Source organism: Janthinobacterium sp. TND4EL3 (assembly GCF_900156175.1).
Lineage (GTDB): Bacteria > Pseudomonadota > Gammaproteobacteria > Burkholderiales > Burkholderiaceae_D > Janthinobacterium.
The window spans coordinates 171,713-191,089 of record NZ_FTMV01000004.1; the positions used below are offsets into that span (position 1 = coordinate 171,713).

The following is a 19,377-nucleotide window of genomic DNA, read 5'->3' on the forward strand; positions in this document are numbered from 1 at the left end:
TTTTGCTACGCGCACGGATTACAGGGGCCGGGTGCAGGCCACCAGATAATTGACGCTGGTATCGCTGTTAAGTGAGTAAATTTTGGTCAATGGATTGTAGCCCATGCCGCGCATGCTATTGACATCGAGGCCGGCGCTGCGTATGTATTGCGACAACTCGGCCGGGGTGATGAATTTGTCGTAGTCGTGCGTGCCTTTGGGCAGTAGGCGCAGCACGTATTCGGCGCCCAGGATGGCGAACAGATAGGCTTTCGGGTTGCGGTTCAGGGTCGACAGGAAGACGTGGCCGCCCGGTTTCACCAGCGTCGCGCAAGCCCTGACGATGGCGGCGGGGTCCGGCACGTGTTCGAGCATTTCCATGCATGTGACGACGTCGTACAGGCCCGGCTCTTCCTCGGCCATGGCTTCGGCGGCGATCAGCTTGTAGCGCACCTTGGCGCCCGATTCCAGGCTGTGCAGGTCGGCAACTTTCAAGGCCTTGTCGGACAGGTCGATGCCCGTCACGTCGGCGCCTTTGCGGGCCATCGATTCGGCCAGGATGCCGCCGCCGCAGCCGATGTCGATCACGCGTTTGCCGGCCAGCGGCACTTTCGCGTTGATCCATTCCAGGCGCAGGGGGTTAATTTCGTGCAGGGGACGAAACTCGGAAGTGGGGTCCCACCAGCGGTGGGCCAGCTCACTGAATTTTTGGATTTCGAGAGGGTCGGCGTTCATAGGTCGAATAATAGCGGCAATTTTACAATTGGGCAGCCACGGACGAAAAAAAACCCCGCCGTGGCGGGGTTTTTCATGCTGTCCTTGACTTGCGCGATGTCTTGCGGCAAGTCCAGGGGCTCAGCTATTACTTGTTGCGGGTACCGACAACTTCGATTTCCACGCGACGGTTTTTCGCACGGCCTTCGGCAGTTTTGTTGTCAGCAACAGGCTGCTTCTCGCCCTTGCCTTCGGTGTACACGCGGTTGCTTTCAACGCCTTTGGAAACCAGGTAGGCTTTGACAGCATCAGCACGACGTACCGACAGTTTTTGGTTGTAAGCATCGGTGCCGACGGAGTCGGTGTGACCCACAGCGATGATGACTTCCAGGTTGATGCCGCCCAGTTGTGCGGTCAGCTCGTCCAGCTTGGCTTTGCCTTCTGGCTTCAGCGTAGCTTTGTCGAAATCGAAGAAGGCATCAGCGGCGAAGCTGACTTTTTCCGAGGTAGGAGCAACGACGACTGGTACTGGTACGACGACGACTGGTGCCGGTGCTGGCACTGCTGGCGGAGGTGGGGCCACGCATTTGCCGTCTTGCAGAGTTTCTGGCTCTACGCACAGGGGAACGTCGCAACCTGGCACCGCGTCAGCTGGTGTCCAGTAGCCGGTACGCCAGCACAGGCCGAATGGATCACGCACGATGACGCCGCGGGCATCTTGCACGTAAGCGCTTTTTGGGCTTGGTGCTTTGATGTCAGTGGTAACTGGCGCGAACGGTGGGGAGGTTGGGGTTTGGGCCGAAGCCGAGCCAGCAATCACTGCGGATGCAGCGAAAAACAGCGTTACAAATTTATTCATTCTTTTTTCCTTTCGGGGGGTGATATCCGCAGAACAACACTGCGCTACTGGTGCTACGTGCCAAGATTTTATCATGTAGACCATATGCGCTCGTTTCAGATTGCGAAACTAGCAATTAACTTCTCAGTCATTTTGCCACACGCATCAGGGGCGCACGACCGTGGTTAAATCAAAGCTTGCCCGATTTTAGACCGCACGTTGTTTTTGCGCAACGCAAATGCTCATTTGTAACGCGTCTGTAACAATTGATCGCTTTTTTTGCCACTTTTAAGGGCAGGTGACTTGAACTGGTATTGCCATTGTGCATTAACGACATGCTGGTCCACAGCGTCTGGTGCAAAGTGGCAATCTTGCTGGTCTGGCCAATTTGTACAGGTAGCAGGGCGCGCATGCTAAAATCGTGCGCTTGACTGTCAAGAGTGTGAAGCAAATGCCCGCGGCGGCGTTACCGCCCGGTACGGTTTGTCAGGCACTCTGCGACATGGACGCCGGGCCGCGCCAGCTGCGCGCGGTGCGGCATCCACGACGACAGCCACCCAGGATATGCAGTATTGCGTCATACATTGCGTAACAGATAAGTTAACCACAGCCTGAGATCAGTCGAACCGCCAATGGATCAATTCGCAAAAGAAACAATTCCTATTTCCCTCGAAGAAGAGATGCGCAAGAGCTACCTCGATTACGCCATGAGCGTGATCGTCGGGCGCGCCTTGCCGGATGCGCGCGATGGCTTGAAGCCAGTGCACCGCCGCGTCTTGTTCGCGATGCATGAAATGAACAACGTGTGGAACCGCCCTTACGTCAAGTGCGCCCGCGTGGTCGGCGAAACCATGGGTAAGTACCATCCCCACGGCGACGCCTCGATCTACGACACCTTGGTGCGCATGGCGCAGGATTTCTCGTTGCGCTACATGCTCGTCGATGGCCAGGGTAACTTCGGTTCCGTCGACGGCGACGGCGCCGCAGCCATGCGTTACACCGAGTGCCGCCTGGACAAGATCGCCAGCGAGCTGCTGGCCGATATCGACAAGGACACCGTCGACTTCCAGCCCAACTACGACGGCAAGGAAAAGGAACCGACGGTCTTGCCGACGCGTATCCCGAACCTGCTGATCAACGGCTCGTCCGGTATCGCGGTGGGCATGGCGACGAACATTCCGCCACACAACATCACGGAAGTGATCGACGGCGCCCTGCACGTGCTGCGCAACCCGGACTGCACGATCGATGAATTGATCGAGATCATCCCCGCCCCCGATTTCCCGACCGCCGGCATCATCTATGGCGTGTCCGGCGTGCGCGACGGCTACCGCACGGGGCGCGGCCGCGTCGTCATGCGCGCCAAGACGCACTTCGAGGAATACGGCAAGGACGGCGGCCGCATCGCCATCATCGTCGACGAGCTGCCATTCCAGGTGAACAAGAAATCCTTGCTGGAACGCATTGCCGAAAACGTGCGCGACAAGAAGCTCGACGGCATTTCCGACATCCGCGACGAGTCCGACAAGTCGGGCATGCGCGTGGTGATCGAGCTGAAACGGGGCGAAGTGCCGGAAGTGGTGCTCAACAACCTGTACAAGCAGACCCAGTTGCAAGACACCTTCGGCATGAACATGGTGGCGCTGGTCGATGGCCAGCCGAAGCTGCTGAACCTCAAGCAGATGCTGCAGTGCTTCCTGTCGCACCGCCGCGAAGTGGTCACGCGCCGTACCGTGTTCGAACTGCGCAAGGCGCGCGAACGGGGCCACGTGCTCGAAGGCCTGGCAGTCGCCCTGGCCAACATCGATGACTTCATCGCCATCATCAAGGCAGCGCCGACGCCGCCGATCGCCAAGGTCGAGCTGATGGCCCGTCCATGGGATTCGTCCGTCGTGCGCGAAATGCTGGCCCGCACGGGCGACGGCACGACGCCGGGCGGCGTGGACGCCTACCGTCCGGAAAACCTGCCGAAGCACTACGGCATGCAGGCCGACGGCCTGTACAAGCTGTCGGACGACCAGGCGCAAGAGATCCTGCAGATGCGTCTGCAGCGCCTGACCGGCCTGGAGCAGGACAAGATCGTCAACGAGTACAAGGAAGTCATGGCGCACATCGCCGACTTGCTCGACATCCTGGCCAAGCCGGAGCGCGTCACCATCATCATTACCGATGAAATGAACGTGGCAAAGAACGAATACGGCGCTGGCAACAAGGACGTGCGCCGCTCGCAGATCGAACTCAACGCCACCGACCTGGAAACGGAAGACCTGATCACGCCGCAGGACATGGTCGTGACCCTGTCGCACACCGGCTACATGAAGGCGCAGCCGATTTCCGAATACCGCGCGCAGAAGCGCGGCGGCCGCGGCAAGCAGGCCATGGCGACCAAAGAGGAAGACTGGATCGACCAGCTGTTCATCGCCAATACGCACGACTACATCCTGTGCTTCTCGGATCGTGGCCGCATGTACTGGCTGAAGGTGTGGGAAGTGCCGCAAGGCTCGCGCAATTCGCGCGGCAAGCCGATCGTCAACATGTTCCCGCTGCAGGACAACGAAAAGATCACCGTGATCCTGCCGCTGTCGGGCGAGAACCGCACGTTCCCGGAAGACCATTACGTGTTCATGTCGACCAGCCTCGGTACCGTGAAAAAGACGCCGCTGAAGGACTTCAGCAATCCACGCAAGGCCGGCATCATCGCGGTCGACCTGGACGACGGCGACTTCCTGATCGGCGCGGCGCTGACGGACGGCCAGCACGACGTGATGCTGTTCTCCGATTCGGGCAAGGCGGTGCGCTTCGACGAAAACGACGTGCGTCCGATGGGCCGCACGGCGCGCGGCGTGCGCGGCATGAACCTGGAAGAGGGCCAGCACGTGATCGCCCTGCTGGTGGCCGAGAACGAGCAGCAGTCGGTGCTGACAGCCACGGAAAACGGCTACGGCAAGCGCACGCCGATTCTTGAATACACGCGCCATGGCCGTGGCACGAAAGGCATGATCGCCATCCAGACCAGCGAGCGCAACGGTAAAGTGGTTGCCGCGACCCTGGTCGATGCCAGCGATGAAATCATGCTGATCACCACCGGTGGCGTCTTGATCCGCACCCGCGTGTCGGAAATCCGCGAGATGGGCCGCGCGACGCAGGGCGTGACCCTGATCGCCGTGGAAGACGGCACCAAGCTGTCCGGCCTGCAGCGCGTGGTGGAAACGGATATCGACGAAGTCGAGCTGACGACGGAGGCGGGCACGGAAGCCGCAGCCGCGCCGGCGGCTGCCGATCCGGCAGACCCGGCCCAGCCGGAGTAAGATGATTGGGGCTCTTTCGGGAGCCCCAATTGCTATTGGCGTGCCTTTTCGTGGTGCCGCCAGCAGAATTCCGTAGGTCGGCTTAGCCCGTCGGGCGTAAGCCGACATGCATCCGGCAGTGCCCTTTTACCATTCATTCAACATCCCGCAAGCCATGAGAAAAATCGTCGCCACCTTCTTCGCCGCGTTTTCGCTGGCCTTTCTTGCCACCCTGCCGGCCCTGGCGCAGTCCGCGCAGGCGACGCCCGCCCGCCAGGCGGCGCCCAGCCCCGCCATGAAAGTGGCCGTGCGGCGCATGCTCGACGCGATGCAATTCCCGCAGCTCACGCGCAGCATCTTCGACCAGATGCTGCAATCGGTGCCGGCCATGATACGCCAGTCGGCGCAGCAGCAAATCAGCAGCAACCCGAACCTGGACGAGCAGCGCAAGGCGCGCGCGCTGGCCAGCGCCGAGGAAGAAATCCCCGTCGCCATCGCCACCCTGACGCAGGTGCTGGCCGACCCGACCCTGATCGACGACCTGGGCGCCGAAATGGTGCCCCTGTACGCGCGCTTTTACACGGTGCAGGAAGTCGAGCAGCTGACGGCCTTCTACAAGACGCCGCTGGGCCGCAAGATGCTGGCCACCATGCCGCAACTGTCGGCCGAATCGATGGCCATCAGCCAGCGCGTGCTGATTCCGCGCGTGAACGCCGTGCTTGACCAGGTCATGCGGGCGGCCACGCAGCCGCCCCAATAACTCTCATTTTCGCCAAGGACCGTATCGTGACCCATATCTACAATTTTTCAGCCGGCCCCGCCGTCCTGCCCAAGGAAGTGCTGGCGCAAGCGGCCTTTGAAATGCAGGACTGGCATGGCAGCGGCATGTCGGTGATGGAAATGAGCCACCGAGGTCCCGAATTCATTTCCATCTACAAGCAGGCCGTGGCCGACCTGCGCGAGCTGCTGGCCGTGCCCGAGAACTATAAAATCCTGTTCCTGCAGGGCGGTGGCCTGGGCGAGAACGCCATCATCCCCATGAACCTGGTGGGCCTGGCCGCACAGCAGCCGGCCACCATCGACTTCGTGCACACGGGCTCGTGGTCGGGCAAGTCGATCCAGGAAGCGGCCAAGTATGCCAACGTCAATGTGGCCGCTTCGTCCAAGGCGGCCGGGTTCACGGGCGTGCCGCCCGTCGCCGAATGGCAGCTGACGCCGGGCGCCGCCTACCTGCACATCTGCACCAATGAAACCATCGACGGCGTGGAATTCCAGCAGGCGCCGAACGTGCCGGCAGGGACCACCATCGTGGCCGACATGTCTTCGCATATTTTGTCGCGCGTTATTGATGTATCGCAATACGGCGTCATTTTCGGCGGCGCGCAAAAGAATATCGGCCCGGCCGGCCTGACCCTGGTCATCGTGCGCGAAGACTTGCTGGGCAAGGCGCTGCCGATCTGCCCGTCCGCTTTCGACTGGAGCATCGTGGCCGAACATGAATCGATGTACAACACGCCGCCCACCTACGGCATCTATATCGCCGGCCTGGTTTTCCAGTGGCTCAAGCGCCAGGGTGGCGTGGCAGCCATGGAACAGCGTAATATTGAGAAAGCGGCGCTGCTGTACGCGGCGCTCGATGCGGACGACTTTTACCAGAACCGGGTCGCCCCGGAATACCGCTCGCGCATGACCATCCCGTTCTATCTGCGCGACGAAAGCTTGAACGACGCATTCCTGGCCGGCGCCAAGCAGCGCGGCCTGCTGCAACTGAAGGGCCACAAGTCCGTCGGCGGCATGCGTGCATCGATCTATAACGCGATGCCGATCGAGGGCGTGCAAGCCCTGGTCGATTATCTGAACGAGTTTGCCGGACGCTAGAATGCCAGTCAAAAGGTCCAGGGCGTTGTTGCATTGCCTTGTCGTACATTCGTACTGTCAGCGGCAACGCGCCTAGCCCTGATCATTTTGTCCGGCATTCTCATGAATAAGCGCGCCGGCCCGCCGCCGGCGCAGGCCGCGCGGCCATGATTGAAGTACAGCTGACGAAACAAACCTACCATGACCGATAAATTGAAACCGCTGCGCGAACAGATCGATGCCATCGACGCGCAAATCCTCGACTTGCTGAACCGGCGCGCGCAGATCGCCCAGCAGGTGGGCCACGTGAAGGCCGAAACGCAGGCGCCCGTATTCCGCCCCGAGCGCGAAGCGCAGGTGCTGCGCGGCGTGGCCGAGCGCAATCCCGGCCCCATGGGCGACCGCGAAGTGCAGACCATCTTCCGCGAAATCATGTCGTCCTGCCGCTCGCTGGAAAAACGCGTCACCGTGGCCTATCTTGGCCCGGCCGGCACGTTCAGCGAACAGGCCGTCTACCAGCAGTTCGGCAGCGCCGTCGAAGGCTTGCCGTGCGCGTCCATCGACGAAGTGTTCCGCTCCGCCGAGGCGGGAACGGCGGATTTCGGCGTGGTGCCCATCGAGAATTCCTCGGAAGGCGCCGTCAACCGCACGCTGGACATGATGCTGCAGACCAGCCTCATCATCAGCGGCGAGGTGGCGATTGCCGTGCACCACAGCCTGATGACGAAGAGCGGCAACATGGATGGCGTCACGGCCATTTGCGCGCATTCACAGGCGCTGGCGCAGTGCCAGGTCTGGCTGAACCAGAATTATCCGCACATCGAGCGCCGCGCCGTGGCCTCGAACGCCGAGGCGGCGCGCCTGGCCGGCGAAGACGGCACGGTGGCGGCGATCGCCAGCGAACTGGCGGGCGCGCAGTACAAGCTGGGCGTGGTCAAGGGCCATATCCAGGACGACCCGCACAACCGCACGCGCTTTGCCGTCGTCGGCACCTTGCAGACGGCGCCGTCGGGCAAGGACCAGACCTCGCTGGTGCTGGCCGTGCCGAACAAGGCGGGCGCCGTGTACCAGCTGCTGGCGCCCCTGGCCAAGCACGGCGTGTCGATGACGCGCTTCGAGTCGCGCCCGGCGCGCATGGGCAGCTGGGAGTATTATTTCTATGTCGATGTGGAAGGCCACGTGCACGACGCGGCCGTCGCCCAGGCGCTGGCCGAACTGCAGGGCAACGCGGCGTTTTTCAAGGTGCTGGGGTCGTATCCGGTCAGCCTGTGAAGTTGTAGTTATTCTAACAATTACCCACTTTTTTAAAGAGCACCATGTCTAAAAATATCGGTCCAGAATACGTCCGCGCCATCGCCCCTTACCAGAGCGGCAAACCGATCGCGGAAGTCGCGCGCGAATTCGGCCTCGACGAGGCAGCCATCGTCAAGCTGGCGTCGAATGAAAATCCGTACGGCATGCCGGAATCGGCCAAGCAGGCGATGATCGCCGCCATCGATGACCTGGGACGCTACCCGGACGCCAACGGCTTTGACCTGAAGGCCGTGCTGTCGAAGCGCTATGACGTGCCGGCCGACTGGATCACCCTGGGCAACGGCAGCAACGACATCCTGGAAATCGCCGCACACGCGTTTGTCGAGCACGGCCAGTCCGTGGTGTATTCGCAGTACTCGTTCGCCGTGTACGCGCTGGCCACGCAAGGCCTGGGCGCGCGCCACATCGTCGTGCCGGCGCAAGCCTATGGCCATGACCTCGACGCCATGGCGGCGGCGATTGCCGATGACACGCGCCTGGTCTTCATCGCCAACCCGAACAATCCGACCGGCACCTTCCTGACGGCGGCGCAGCTCGAAGCCTTCCTGCAAAAAGTGCCGGCGCATGTCGTCGTCGTGCTCGACGAGGCCTACAACGAATTCCTGTCGGCCGAAGACCAGTACGAGTCGACGGCGTGGGTGCGCCAGTATCCGAACCTGGTGGTGTCGCGCACCTTGTCGAAGGCGTATGGCCTGGCCGGCCTGCGCATCGGCTTCGCCATCGCCCAGCCGGTGCTGACGGACCTGATGAACCGCATCCGCCAGCCGTTCAACGTCAATTCGCTGGCGCAGGCCGCGGCGATTGCCGCCCTGAACGACAAGGACTTCCTCGAGCAGAGCGCGCGCAACAACGCGGCCGGCTACCAGCAGTTCACGGAGGCGTTCGACGCCCTGGGCCTGGAATACGTGCCGTCGCACGGCAATTTCGTGCTGGTGAAGGTGGGCGACGACGATGAAGCGGGCGCGCGTGTCAACCTGGCGCTGCTCAAGCAGGGCGTGATCGTGCGCCCGGTGGGCAGCTACGGCTTGCCGCAATGGCTGCGCATTTCCATCGGCCTGCCGCAGGAAAACGCCATCTTCATCGCCGCGCTGACGAAAGCGCTGGCCTGACGATATGACGACGCCTGCACTGAAAAAAATCGTCATCTTCGGCGTAGGCCTGATCGGCGGCTCGTTCGCGCGCGCCCTGAAGCACGCGGGCGCGGTCGCCACGGTGGTCGGCATGGGCCGCTCGCCGGCCTCGATGGCGCGCGCGCTCGAACTGGGCATCATCGACGAAATCGGCGGCGACATGGCGCAAGCCATGGCGGGCGCCGACCTGGTGCTGGTCGCCGCGCCCGTGGCGCAGACGGGCGCCATCCTGGCGTCCATCGCGCCGCACCTGCAGCCGGGCACCGTCGTCACCGACGCGGGCAGCACGAAAAGCGACGTGGTGGCGGCCGCGCGCGCAGCGCTCAAAGGCAAGTTGGCGCAATTCGTGCCCGGCCACCCGATTGCGGGACGCGAGACGAATGGCCCCGATGCGGCCATCATTGATTTATATCAAGGCAAGAAGGTGGTGCTCACGCCGCTGGCGGAAAACGCCGCCCCCGACGTGGAACGGGTGGCCGCCGCCTGGCGCGCCTGCGGCGCCATCCTGCACACCTTGAGCCCCGAAGAACATGACAAGGTGTTTGCCGCCGTCAGCCATCTGCCGCATCTGCTGGCCTTTGCGCTGGTTGACGACATCGCCAACAAACCGCACGCGGGCCTGCTGTTTCAATACGCGGCCAGCGGCTTTCGCGACTTTACGCGCATCGCCGGCTCATCGCCGGAAATGTGGCGCGACATCAGCCTGGCCAACCAGCCGGCGCTGCTGCATGAACTGGACGCCTACCTGGCGCAGTTGACGACCTTGCGCGCCCACCTGGCCGCGCACGACGGCGCCGCCATCGAAGGCGTGTATGCGAACGCCCAGCACGCGCGGCAGCAATGGATAGAGGCGATCGAAACGGCGGAAGCGCCCGCGCCCACACAATAATTAAGGATTCCAGCATGACCCAGACCAAGCACTACCCCCACCATATCGATTTGAAGCCGGTGATGCACGTCGAAGGCACGGTGCGTCTGCCCGGCTCGAAAAGCATTTCCAACCGCGTGCTGCTGCTGGCCGCGCTGGCCAGGGGCACGACGAAAATCATCGACCTGCTCGCCTCCGACGACACCTTCGTCATGCTGACGGCCCTGACGTCGCTGGGCGTCAAATGGACGCAGGATGAATTGACGGGCGATCCGGCCACGGCGCACCAGGTGCACCACGTGGAAGGCTGCGGCGGCGTGTTCCCGCACCACGCGGCGGACCTGTTCATGGGCAATGCCGGCACGGCCATCCGCCCGCTGACGGCGGCGCTGGCCGTGATCGGCGGCGACTACACGCTGCATGGCGTGTCGCGCATGCACGAGCGCCCCATCGGCGACCTGGTCGACGCGCTCAACGCCGTCGGCACGCAGATCGAATACACGGGCGAGCAGGGCTTCCCGCCGCTGCGCATCCGCCGCGGCCACATCCACGCGCAGCGCATCGCCGTGCGCGGCAACGTGTCGAGCCAGTTCCTGACGGCCTTGCTAATGGTGGCGCCGCTGATGGCGCGCGACCATGCTGTGACCATCGACGTCACGGGCGAGCTGATTTCGAAGCCGTACATCGAGATTACCCTGAACCTGATGCGCCGTTTCGGCGTGACGGTCGAGCATGACGGCTGGCAGTCGTTCACCGTGCAGCCGGGCCAGCACTATCAAAGCCCGGGCACCATCCACGTGGAAGGCGACGCTTCGTCGGCCTCGTATTTCCTGGCGGCCGGCGCCATCGGCGGCGGTCCCGTGCGCGTGGAAGGCGTGGGGCGCGACAGCATCCAGGGCGACGTGCGCTTCGTCGAAGCCTTGCAGCAGATGGGCGCGACCATCACCATGGGCGAGAACTGGATCGAGGCCCGCTCGAACGGCGTGCTGAAGGCCGTCGACATGGACTTTAACCATATTCCCGACGCGGCCATGACGATCGCCGTGGCCGCCCTGTACGCGGACGGCACGAGCACCTTGCGCAATATCGCCAGCTGGCGCGTGAAGGAAACGGACCGCCTGGCGGCCATGGCGACGGAATTGCGCAAACTGGGCGCGGAAGTGGAAGAGGGCGCGGACTACCTGCGCGTGACGCCGCCGGCGCACATCGCCGCCGCCACCATCGATACCTATGACGACCACCGCATGGCCATGTGCTTCTCGCTCGCCTCGCTCGATGGCGCCGCGCGGCGCGGCAACGAAATGCGCATCAACGACCCGAAATGCGTGGCCAAGACCTTCCCCGAGTATTTCGCCGCGTTTGCGGGGATTGCCAAAGATACCTTGATTTAATTGATTGTTTAATACTATGTCGACCTCCAATATTCCAGTCATCGCCATCGACGGCCCCACCGCTTCCGGCAAGGGCACGGTGGCGCACCGCGTGGCCGACAAGCTGGGCTTTCATTACCTGGACTCGGGCGCGCTGTACCGCCTGACGGCCTTGAGCGCGCTGCGCCGCGGCACGGACTTGCGCGACGAGCACGCGCTGGCCAAGCTGGCCGAGCACTTGCCCTGCCATTTCGCGGGCGGCGAAATCCTGCTGGCCAACGAAAACGTCACCGAGCAGATCCGCGCGGAAGAAGTGGGCAATACGGCATCGAAAATTGCTGTATTGCCAACTGTTCGCCATGCCCTCGTCGGTTTGCAGCTGGGCTTTCGCAAGACGCCGGGCCTGGTGGCCGACGGGCGCGACATGGGCACGGTGATCTTCCCGCATGCCCAATTGAAGGTGTTCCTCACGGCCAGCGTCGAGGCGCGCGCGCAACGGCGCTACAAGCAATTGATAGACAAGGGTTTTTCTGCTAATATGGAAGACCTTCTGATGGATTTGCAGGCGCGGGACGAACGTGATACTCACCGTGCGATTGCGCCGCTGGTCCCCGCGGAAGGGGCGCATGTCCTCGATACGTCGGAAATGACGGCAGATGATGCCGTTGAAACCGTGTTGAAATGGTATGCAGCTGCAGCAAAATAGCGTGTTGTTGTGCTATGTGGTGCCCGTTGACGGCTCCTGGCCTGTCCGGGTGTGTCAAAAACCTAACCCAGTTTAAGTCGCATCGTGCGATCTCTGCTGGATAACCTGTGTGAACCCTATGTCTACTGTTACAACTAACGAATCTACCGGTATGGAAAGTTTTGCTGCGCTCTTCGAGGAATCGTTGTCGCGTCAAGATATGCGCTCCGGCGAAGTTATTTCCGCTGAAGTCGTGCGCCTCGACCACAATTTCGTGATCGTGAACGCTGGCCTCAAATCCGAAGCATTCATCCCTGTCGAAGAATTCAAGAACGACCACGGCGAACTGGAAGTCAAAGTTGGTGACTTCGTTTCCGTGGCGATCGAATCGCTGGAAAACGGTTTCGGCGATACCATCCTGTCGCGCGATAAAGCCAAGCGTCTGGCTTCGTGGCTGGCTCTGGAAAAAGCGATGGAATCGGGCGAAATCGTCGTCGGTACCGTCAATGGTAAAGTCAAAGGCGGTCTGACCGTGTTGACCAACGGCATCCGCGCATTCCTGCCGGGCTCGCTGGTTGATACCCGTCCTGTCAAAGACACCACCCCATTCGAAGGCAAAACCCTCGAATTCAAAGTGATCAAGCTGGATCGCAAGCGTAACAACGTGGTTCTGTCCCGCCGCGCCGTCATCGAAGCTTCGATGGGCGAAGAGCGTCAGAAACTGATGGAAACGCTGAAAGAAGGCACGGTCGTGACCGGCGTCGTCAAAAATATCACCGACTACGGCGCGTTCGTGGATCTGGGCGGTATCGATGGCCTGCTGCACATCACCGACCTGGCATGGCGCCGTGTACGTCACCCGTCGGAAGTGTTGACGGTTGGCCAGGAAATCACCGCCAAGGTCCTGAAGTACGATCAAGAGAAAAACCGTGTTTCGCTGGGCGTGAAACAACTGGGCGACGATCCTTGGACCGGTCTGTCCCGTCGTTACCCACAAAGCACCCGTCTGTTCGGTAAAGTAACGAACCTGACCGACTACGGCGCGTTCGTTGAAGTGGAACAGGGTATCGAAGGTCTGGTACACGTTTCCGAAATGGACTGGACGAACAAAAACGTTGCTCCTAACAAAGTTGTCCAACTGGGCGACGAAGTAGAAGTGATGGTTCTGGAAATCGACGAAGAGCGTCGTCGTATCTCGCTGGGCATGAAACAGTGCAAAGCCAATCCATGGGACGACTTCGGTGTTACCCATAAGAAAGGTGACAAAGTCCGCGGCGCGATCAAATCGATCACCGACTTCGGCGTGTTCATCGGCCTGGCCGGCAACATCGACGGTCTGGTGCACCTGTCCGACCTGTCCTGGACCGAAACCGGCGAAGAAGCCGTGCGTCGCTTCAAGAAAGGTGACGAACTGGAAGCCATCGTTCTGGCCATCGACGTTGAGCGCGAGCGCGTTTCCCTGGGCGTCAAGCAACTGGAAGGTGACCCATTCAACAACTTCGCAGCCATGAACGACAAGGGCTCGCTGGTAACCGGCACCGTGAAATCGGTTGAGCCTAAAGGCGCCGTGATCCAACTGTCCGAAGAAGTTGAAGGCTACCTGCGCGCTTCCGAAATCTCGCGCGACCGCGTTGAAGATGCTGGTACGCACCTGAAAGTCGGCGACACCGTCGAAGCAATGGTGTTGAACATCGACCGCAAAGCCCGTGGTATCCAACTGTCGATCAAAGCGAAAGACAACGTGGAAACCCAGGAAGCCATGCAAAAGATGGCAGCTACCGACAACAACGCAGCTTCGGGCACCACCAGCCTGGGCGCCTTGTTGAAAGCTAAGTTCGATAACAAGAACTAAGACTTCGCGGATACTGGCAGATGACAAAGTCCGAGCTGATCAACCGCCTCGCTGAGCGTTATTCTCAGCTGGTGGCGAAAGATGCGGAGTATGCCGTCAAGACCATTCTCGATGCGATGACCAACGCCCTGGCGACCGGTCAGCGTATCGAGATCCGCGGTTTTGGCAGTTTTGCCCTGAACAGCAGGCCCCCGCGCATTGGCCGCAACCCGAAATCCGGCGATAAGGTGATGGTGCCTGAAAAACGGGTACCCCACTTCAAACCGGGCAAACAGTTGCGCGAGCGGGTGGACGCGATGGTCGGGCAACCGATTATCGAGGATTAATCGTCTGCTGGAAGGCGGAAAATAAAGAGCGGCGTCCTTGGATGCCGCTTTTTTTTGTTAATATGCCGTAGAGCACTGCTCAAACCTACTGCGCGTCGCGCTTTGCGGCCTGCGATGCTCACCGTACTTCAGTACGGTTGCGCTTCTTGGCCACAACTCACTGCCGCTCGCTACGGTTTGATCATCACTCTACGTTTGTGCCATGTGGCACGGGCATTTTTTTGTTCTTTCTGGACCTATCGATGAAAATCATCTCCACCATCGTTGGCTGTGTTCTTTTCGTCCTGTTCTTCAGTTTTGCGCTGAAGAATGCGCAGGTTGTCGACCTGCATGTTTTCCTCAATTATGAAATTCGCGGCCCCCTGGTCCTGATGCTGCTCGGCTTTTTTGTTGCCGGCGCCAGCCTGGGCGTGCTGGCCCTGACGCCGACCGTGTTCCGTCACCGCCGCGAAGCGAGCAAGCAAAAAACCACCATTGCCGCGCTGCAGACCGTTGGCGTACCGAGCAATGTACAGCCGCAACCGGACAGCGTGAGCGCGCAGTAAGCGCCGCCGTCGCTCCTATCTCTCTTACTCGAATAAAAACAATCGCATGGATTTTGAACTCTGGTGGCTCTTGGGTATCCCGGTGTTTTTCGCGCTGGGCTGGATCGCCGCGCGTGTTGACATACATCAACTGGTGTCCGAATCGCGCAGCCTGCCGCGCAATTACTTCAAGGGCTTGAATTTCCTGCTCAACGAACAGCACGACAAGGCCATCGACGCCTTCATCGAAGTCGTCAAGCTGGACCCGGAATCGGCCGATATGCACTTTGCGCTGGGCAACCTGTTCCGTCGCCGCGGCGAAACGGAGCGCGCCATCCGCGTGCACCAGAACTTGCTGGCGCGCCCGGACTTGCCGCTGGAACAGCAGGGGCACGCGGCCTACGAGCTGGGCATGGATTACCTGAAGGCGGGCTTGCTGGACCGTGCCGAAGAAACCTTCAACAGCCTGATCGACACGCAATATGCGGCCCAGGCGCGCCGCGCGCTGCTGGAAATCTACCAGCGCGAAAAGGAATGGCCACGCGCCATCGAAGCGGCCGTGGGCTTGCAGGAATCGGGCGCCGGTGCGCGCCAGAAGGAAATCGCCCAGTTCTATTGCGAACTGGCGCATGACGCCCTCGTGCACATGAAACCGGACGAAGCCATGCCGCTGCTGGAAAAAGCCCTGCAGACGGACCGCAAGAGCGTGCGCGCCACCATCCTGACGGGCGACGTGCTGCTGGCGCGCGGCGACGTGGAAGGCGCGCTGACCACCTGGCGCCGCGTGGAGCAGCAAAGCGTGCCGCACGTGGCCCTGGTGGCGCAGCGCCTGATGGACGGCTACACCAAGCTGGGCCGCGCGCAGGAAGGCGTCAACCTGCTGCGTTCCTACCTGGAAGAGGCGTCGTCGATCGACCTGATCGAAGTCGTCTTCAAGGCCGTTATCGAACTCGACGGCGTGGAAGCGGCGAAACAGCTGGTGAGCACCGAGTTGCGCCGCACGCCGACCCTGCTGGGTCTCGACAAGCTGCTGGAAGCGCGCATGATGGATGCCCCGGCCGCCATCTGGTCCGAGCTGTCGATGGTGAAAAACCTCGTGCACGGCTACACGCAGAAGCTGGCCCGCTACCAGTGCAGCCACTGCGGCTTCAAGGCGCGCCAGTTCTACTGGCATTGCCCTGGCTGCAACAAGTGGGAAACCTATCCACCGCGGCGCACCGAAGAACTCAATGTAATGAACTGATTCGTACACGTCACCTTGCCCTGAGCAATGTGGCGTGTACTTCTATGTAAGACCTGCTTTTTATCCATACGGCACAACCATGAAAATCACCATTATCGGCACGGGCTATGTAGGCCTCGTGACCGGCGCCTGCCTGGCGGAGCTGGGCAACGACGTCTTTTGCCTCGACCTGGACGCACAGAAGGTAGCCCTGCTCAACAGCGGCGGCATTCCCATCCATGAACCGGGCCTGGAAGAGGTCGTGGCGCGCAACCGCGCCGCCGGGCGCATGACGTTTTCCACCGATGTCGAAGCGGCAGCCGCCCACGGCGCGATGCAATTCATCGCCGTCGGTACGCCGCCCGATGAAGACGGCTCGGCCGACCTGCAATACGTGCTGGCCGCCGCGCGCGGTATCGGCAAGTACATGACGGACTTCAAGGTCATCGTCGACAAGTCCACCGTGCCTGTCGGCACGGCTGAAAAAGTGCGCGCCGCCATCCAGGGCGAACTCGACGCGCGCGGCGTGGCCGCCACGTTCTCGGTGGCGTCGAACCCGGAGTTTCTCAAGGAAGGCGCGGCCGTCGAAGACTTCATGCGCCCGGACCGCATCGTCATCGGCGTCGACGCCACGCCGGAAGGCGAGCGCGCACGCGAATTGCTGAAAAGCCTGTACGCCCCGTTCAACCGCAACCACGAGCGCACCCACTGGATGGACGTGCGCTCGGCCGAGTTCACCAAGTACGCGGCGAATGCCATGCTGGCCACGCGTATTTCCTTCATGAATGAACTGGCGAACCTGGCCGACAAGGTGGGCGTCGACATCGAGGCCGTGCGCCACGGCATCGGCTCGGACCCGCGCATCGGCCACAGCTTCCTGTACGCCGGTTGCGGCTATGGCGGATCCTGCTTCCCGAAAGACGTGCAGGCGCTCGAGCGCACGGCGCGCGGCCACGGCCAGGAATTGCTGATCCTGCGCGCCGTGGAAGCCGTCAACGACAAGCAGAAACATATTCTCGGCGGCAAAGTGGTCACTCGCTTCGGCGCAGACCTGACGGGCCGCCATTTCGCCGTGTGGGGACTGGCCTTCAAGCCGAATACGGACGACATGCGCGAAGCGTCGGCCCGCGTGCTGCTGGCCGACTTGCTGGGACGCGGCGCCACGGTGGCCGTGTACGACCCCGTCGCCATGGCCGAGGCGCGCCGCGTGCTGCAGCTGGACTTGACGCCGGAGCAACTGGCCAAGGTGCGCTTTGCCGACAGTCCGAAGGATGCGCTGCAGGACGCCGACGCGCTGGTCATCGTGACCGAATGGAAAGCCTTCCGCAGCCCCGACTTCGAGCAGGTCAAGGCGCGCCTGAAGCAGGCCGTGATCTTTGACGGCCGCAACCTGTTCGAGCCGGCCGTCATGGCCGAGGCGGGCATCGAATACCACGGGATCGGTCGCTCGATCCTGACGCGCGCATGAGCGCCCGTGACATGACGGCGCTGGCCGCCCTGGCCGAGGTGCGTCTGCTCGTGGTGGGCGACGTGATGCTGGACCGCTACTGGTTCGGCGATGTCAGCCGCATTTCGCCGGAAGCACCGGTGCCCATCGTGCGCATCGAAAAGCGCGAAGAGCGCCTGGGCGGGGCGGCCAACGTGGCGCGCAACGCGGCCGCGCTGGGTGCGAAGACCAGCTTGCTGGGCGTGGTGGGCGACGACGAGGCCGGCAGCCAGGTCGAGCGCCTGCTCGAAGGCGGCGGCATCCACAGCTATCTGCAGCGCGATGCGGCCATTTCCACCATCATCAAGCTGCGCGTGATCGGCCGCCAGCAGCAGATGCTGCGCATCGATTTCGAGGATGCGCCCAGCGATACGGTGCTGCGCGACAAGCTGGCGCAGTTTAACGCCCTCTTGCCGCAGTACGACGTGGTGATCCTGTCGGACTACGCCAAGGGCAGCCTGGTGAACGTGGCCGAGATGATCAAGGCCGCGCGCGCCGCCGGCAAGATCGTCATGGTCGACCCAAAAGGCGACGATTTCAGCCGCTATGCCGGAGCGTCAGTGCTCACTCCGAACAAGGCGGAACTGCGCCGCGTGATTGGCAACTGGAGCACGGAAGAGCAGCTCACGGAGCGCGCGCAGCAGATGCGCGCGCAACTGGGCCTGGATGCCTTGCTGCTGACCCGTTCGGAAGAAGGCATGAGCTTGTACACGGCCGATGACGTGCTGCACATGCCCACCGATGCGCGCGAAGTGTTCGACGTCTCGGGCGCCGGCGACACCGTGATCGCCACCATGGCGGCCATGCTGGGCGCCGGCATGAGCCTGGGCGACGCCGTGCGCACGGCCAACCGGGCTGGCGGCATCGTCGTCGGCAAGCTGGGCACGGCGACCGTCACCCGCGAAGAGCTGTTCCCGCAGTAATTTCTTGCACTGCCTGCGCCGGGCCGTTTGATCTGGCGCAGGCTTTCCCGCCGTTCCCCCATCGTTTCTTGTCAACCGTATCACGCCATGGCCGTTAAAGCCGTTAAGGCGCTGCTTCTCCCTTGCGTTCGAGTCATCTTGAAACCACATCACGGAGAGATACCCATGTTCAAAAAAATACTGCTGGCCATCGCCACCCTGATCGCGACGATGGGCTTTGCCTTTGCCCAGGTCGATGTCAACAAGGCGGACCAGGCGGCACTCGACAGCGTCAAGGGCATCGGCCCCGTCACGTCGAAAGCCATCATCGACGAGCGCGCCAAGGGCGGCGCCTTCAAGGATTGGGCCGATTTCGAAAGCCGCGTGAAGGGCATCGGTCCGAAAAGCTCCGTGAAACTGTCGGAAGCGGGCTTGCAGGTGAATGGCCAGGCCAAGTCCGGCGCGCCGGCGGCCCCCGTGGCGAAAGCTGCCCCGGCAAAAAAGGAAACTGCTGTGAAGGAAGTTGCAGCGAAAGAAGCCGCAGCGAAGCCAGCTGCTGCGACCGACACCGCTGCAGCGCCAGCCAAGACAGCCGCTGAAACGAAAAAAGAAGCTGCTGCCGCGAAGAAAGAAGCCAAGGCCGCCGCCGCTGCGGCCAAGAAAGAAGCCGCCGCCGCGCCTGCCGCTGCCGCCGCCGATGGCGCCGCGCCCGTGAAGACGGCCGCCGAAGCGAAGAAGGAAGCTGCCGCTGCCAAGAAAGAAGCGAAGGCTGCCGCCGCTGCCGCGAAGAAAGAAGCGAAACTGGCTGCGGCCGAGGCGAAGAAAGCGGAAGCCGAGAAAAAATAAGCGTTTTGCTGTAGAACTTGCTGCGTGGTGGTGCCGCGCAGCAAGAGAAGAAACCCCGCGTGGTACCGGCCGCGCGGGGTTTTTTTTAGGCTCTGTCCCCGGTAAGTAGGGGAACGCCAGGAATTTTCCTCAGCCCCGGCTGTCTGACTGTACATATCGGACAAACGGGAGCCTGCC

General features: G+C 61.9%; 17 protein-coding genes. 15 read left to right on the top strand and 2 right to left on the bottom strand.

The window, feature by feature from the left end:
- Positions 1-18: 18 nt before the first annotated feature.
- Together ubiG and ompA are read right to left on the bottom strand one after the other, a co-directional pair.
- Entirely contained in the window at positions 19-714 is a 696-nt protein-coding gene (gene ubiG, locus BXA07_RS08990; RefSeq protein ID WP_076567426.1) for a bifunctional 2-polyprenyl-6-hydroxyphenol methylase/3-demethylubiquinol 3-O-methyltransferase UbiG, read from the bottom strand.
- Between the two features lie 127 nt (positions 715-841).
- A complete protein-coding gene (gene ompA / locus BXA07_RS08995) occupies positions 842-1,552 on the bottom strand; it encodes an outer membrane protein OmpA (RefSeq protein ID WP_076567428.1) in 711 nt (236 codons plus the stop codon).
- A 611-nt stretch (positions 1,553-2,163) separates the two neighbouring features.
- Between ompA and gyrA the strand changes: the two genes are divergently transcribed.
- The 15 genes from gyrA (at position 2,164) to BXA07_RS09070 (ending at position 19,200) form a co-directional block, all read left to right on the top strand.
- Positions 2,164-4,839, top strand: coding sequence for a DNA gyrase subunit A (gyrA, locus tag BXA07_RS09000; protein ID WP_076567430.1), 2,676 nt, complete (start codon positions 2,164-2,166; stop codon positions 4,837-4,839).
- A 154-nt stretch (positions 4,840-4,993) separates the two neighbouring features.
- Complete coding sequence (locus BXA07_RS09005; protein ID WP_076567695.1) at positions 4,994-5,578, top strand: DUF2059 domain-containing protein; 585 nt, start codon at positions 4,994-4,996, stop codon at positions 5,576-5,578.
- Between the two features lie 26 nt (positions 5,579-5,604).
- Complete coding sequence (gene serC, locus BXA07_RS09010) at positions 5,605-6,696, top strand: 3-phosphoserine/phosphohydroxythreonine transaminase (protein WP_076567432.1); 1,092 nt, start codon at positions 5,605-5,607, stop codon at positions 6,694-6,696.
- A 180-nt stretch (positions 6,697-6,876) separates the two neighbouring features.
- Positions 6,877-7,947, top strand: coding sequence for a prephenate dehydratase (pheA, locus tag BXA07_RS09015; protein WP_076567435.1), 1,071 nt, complete (start codon positions 6,877-6,879; stop codon positions 7,945-7,947).
- A 44-nt stretch (positions 7,948-7,991) separates the two neighbouring features.
- On the top strand, positions 7,992-9,098 hold the full coding sequence (gene hisC, locus BXA07_RS09020; protein WP_076567436.1) for a histidinol-phosphate transaminase: 1,107 nt from the start codon (positions 7,992-7,994) through the stop codon (positions 9,096-9,098).
- A gap of 4 nt (positions 9,099-9,102) precedes the next feature.
- Positions 9,103-10,008, top strand: a complete 906-nt coding sequence (locus BXA07_RS09025) for a prephenate dehydrogenase (protein ID WP_170909631.1) — start codon at positions 9,103-9,105, stop codon at positions 10,006-10,008.
- 14 nt (positions 10,009-10,022) lie between these two features.
- A complete protein-coding gene (gene aroA / locus BXA07_RS09030; protein WP_076567438.1) occupies positions 10,023-11,378 on the top strand; it encodes a 3-phosphoshikimate 1-carboxyvinyltransferase in 1,356 nt (451 codons plus the stop codon).
- Between the two features lie 16 nt (positions 11,379-11,394).
- Positions 11,395-12,063 (top strand): (d)CMP kinase, encoded by a 669-nt coding sequence (gene cmk, locus BXA07_RS09035; RefSeq protein ID WP_076567439.1) that lies wholly within the window; start codon positions 11,395-11,397, stop codon positions 12,061-12,063.
- A 118-nt stretch (positions 12,064-12,181) separates the two neighbouring features.
- A complete protein-coding gene (rpsA, locus tag BXA07_RS09040) occupies positions 12,182-13,894 on the top strand; it encodes a 30S ribosomal protein S1 (RefSeq protein ID WP_071650172.1) in 1,713 nt (570 codons plus the stop codon).
- Between the two features lie 20 nt (positions 13,895-13,914).
- Positions 13,915-14,220 (top strand): integration host factor subunit beta, encoded by a 306-nt coding sequence (locus BXA07_RS09045; RefSeq protein WP_008446215.1) that lies wholly within the window; start codon positions 13,915-13,917, stop codon positions 14,218-14,220.
- 242 nt (positions 14,221-14,462) lie between these two features.
- Complete coding sequence (locus BXA07_RS09050) at positions 14,463-14,765, top strand: LapA family protein (protein WP_076567441.1); 303 nt, start codon at positions 14,463-14,465, stop codon at positions 14,763-14,765.
- A 46-nt stretch (positions 14,766-14,811) separates the two neighbouring features.
- Positions 14,812-15,987, top strand: coding sequence for a lipopolysaccharide assembly protein LapB (gene lapB / locus BXA07_RS09055; RefSeq protein WP_076567443.1), 1,176 nt, complete (start codon positions 14,812-14,814; stop codon positions 15,985-15,987).
- Positions 15,988-16,066: 79 nt separating this feature from the next.
- Complete coding sequence (locus tag BXA07_RS09060) at positions 16,067-17,434, top strand: UDP-glucose dehydrogenase family protein (RefSeq protein WP_076567444.1); 1,368 nt, start codon at positions 16,067-16,069, stop codon at positions 17,432-17,434.
- Complete coding sequence (gene rfaE1 / locus BXA07_RS09065; protein ID WP_076567446.1) at positions 17,431-18,375, top strand: D-glycero-beta-D-manno-heptose-7-phosphate kinase; 945 nt, start codon at positions 17,431-17,433, stop codon at positions 18,373-18,375. Before BXA07_RS09060 ends, rfaE1 begins: the two co-directional genes overlap by 4 nt.
- A 165-nt stretch (positions 18,376-18,540) precedes the next feature.
- The gene (locus BXA07_RS09070) at positions 18,541-19,200 is read left to right on the top strand and encodes a ComEA family DNA-binding protein (protein ID WP_076567447.1); all 660 of its coding nucleotides are present in this window, start codon (positions 18,541-18,543) and stop codon (positions 19,198-19,200) included.
- Positions 19,201-19,377: the final 177 nt, after the last annotated feature.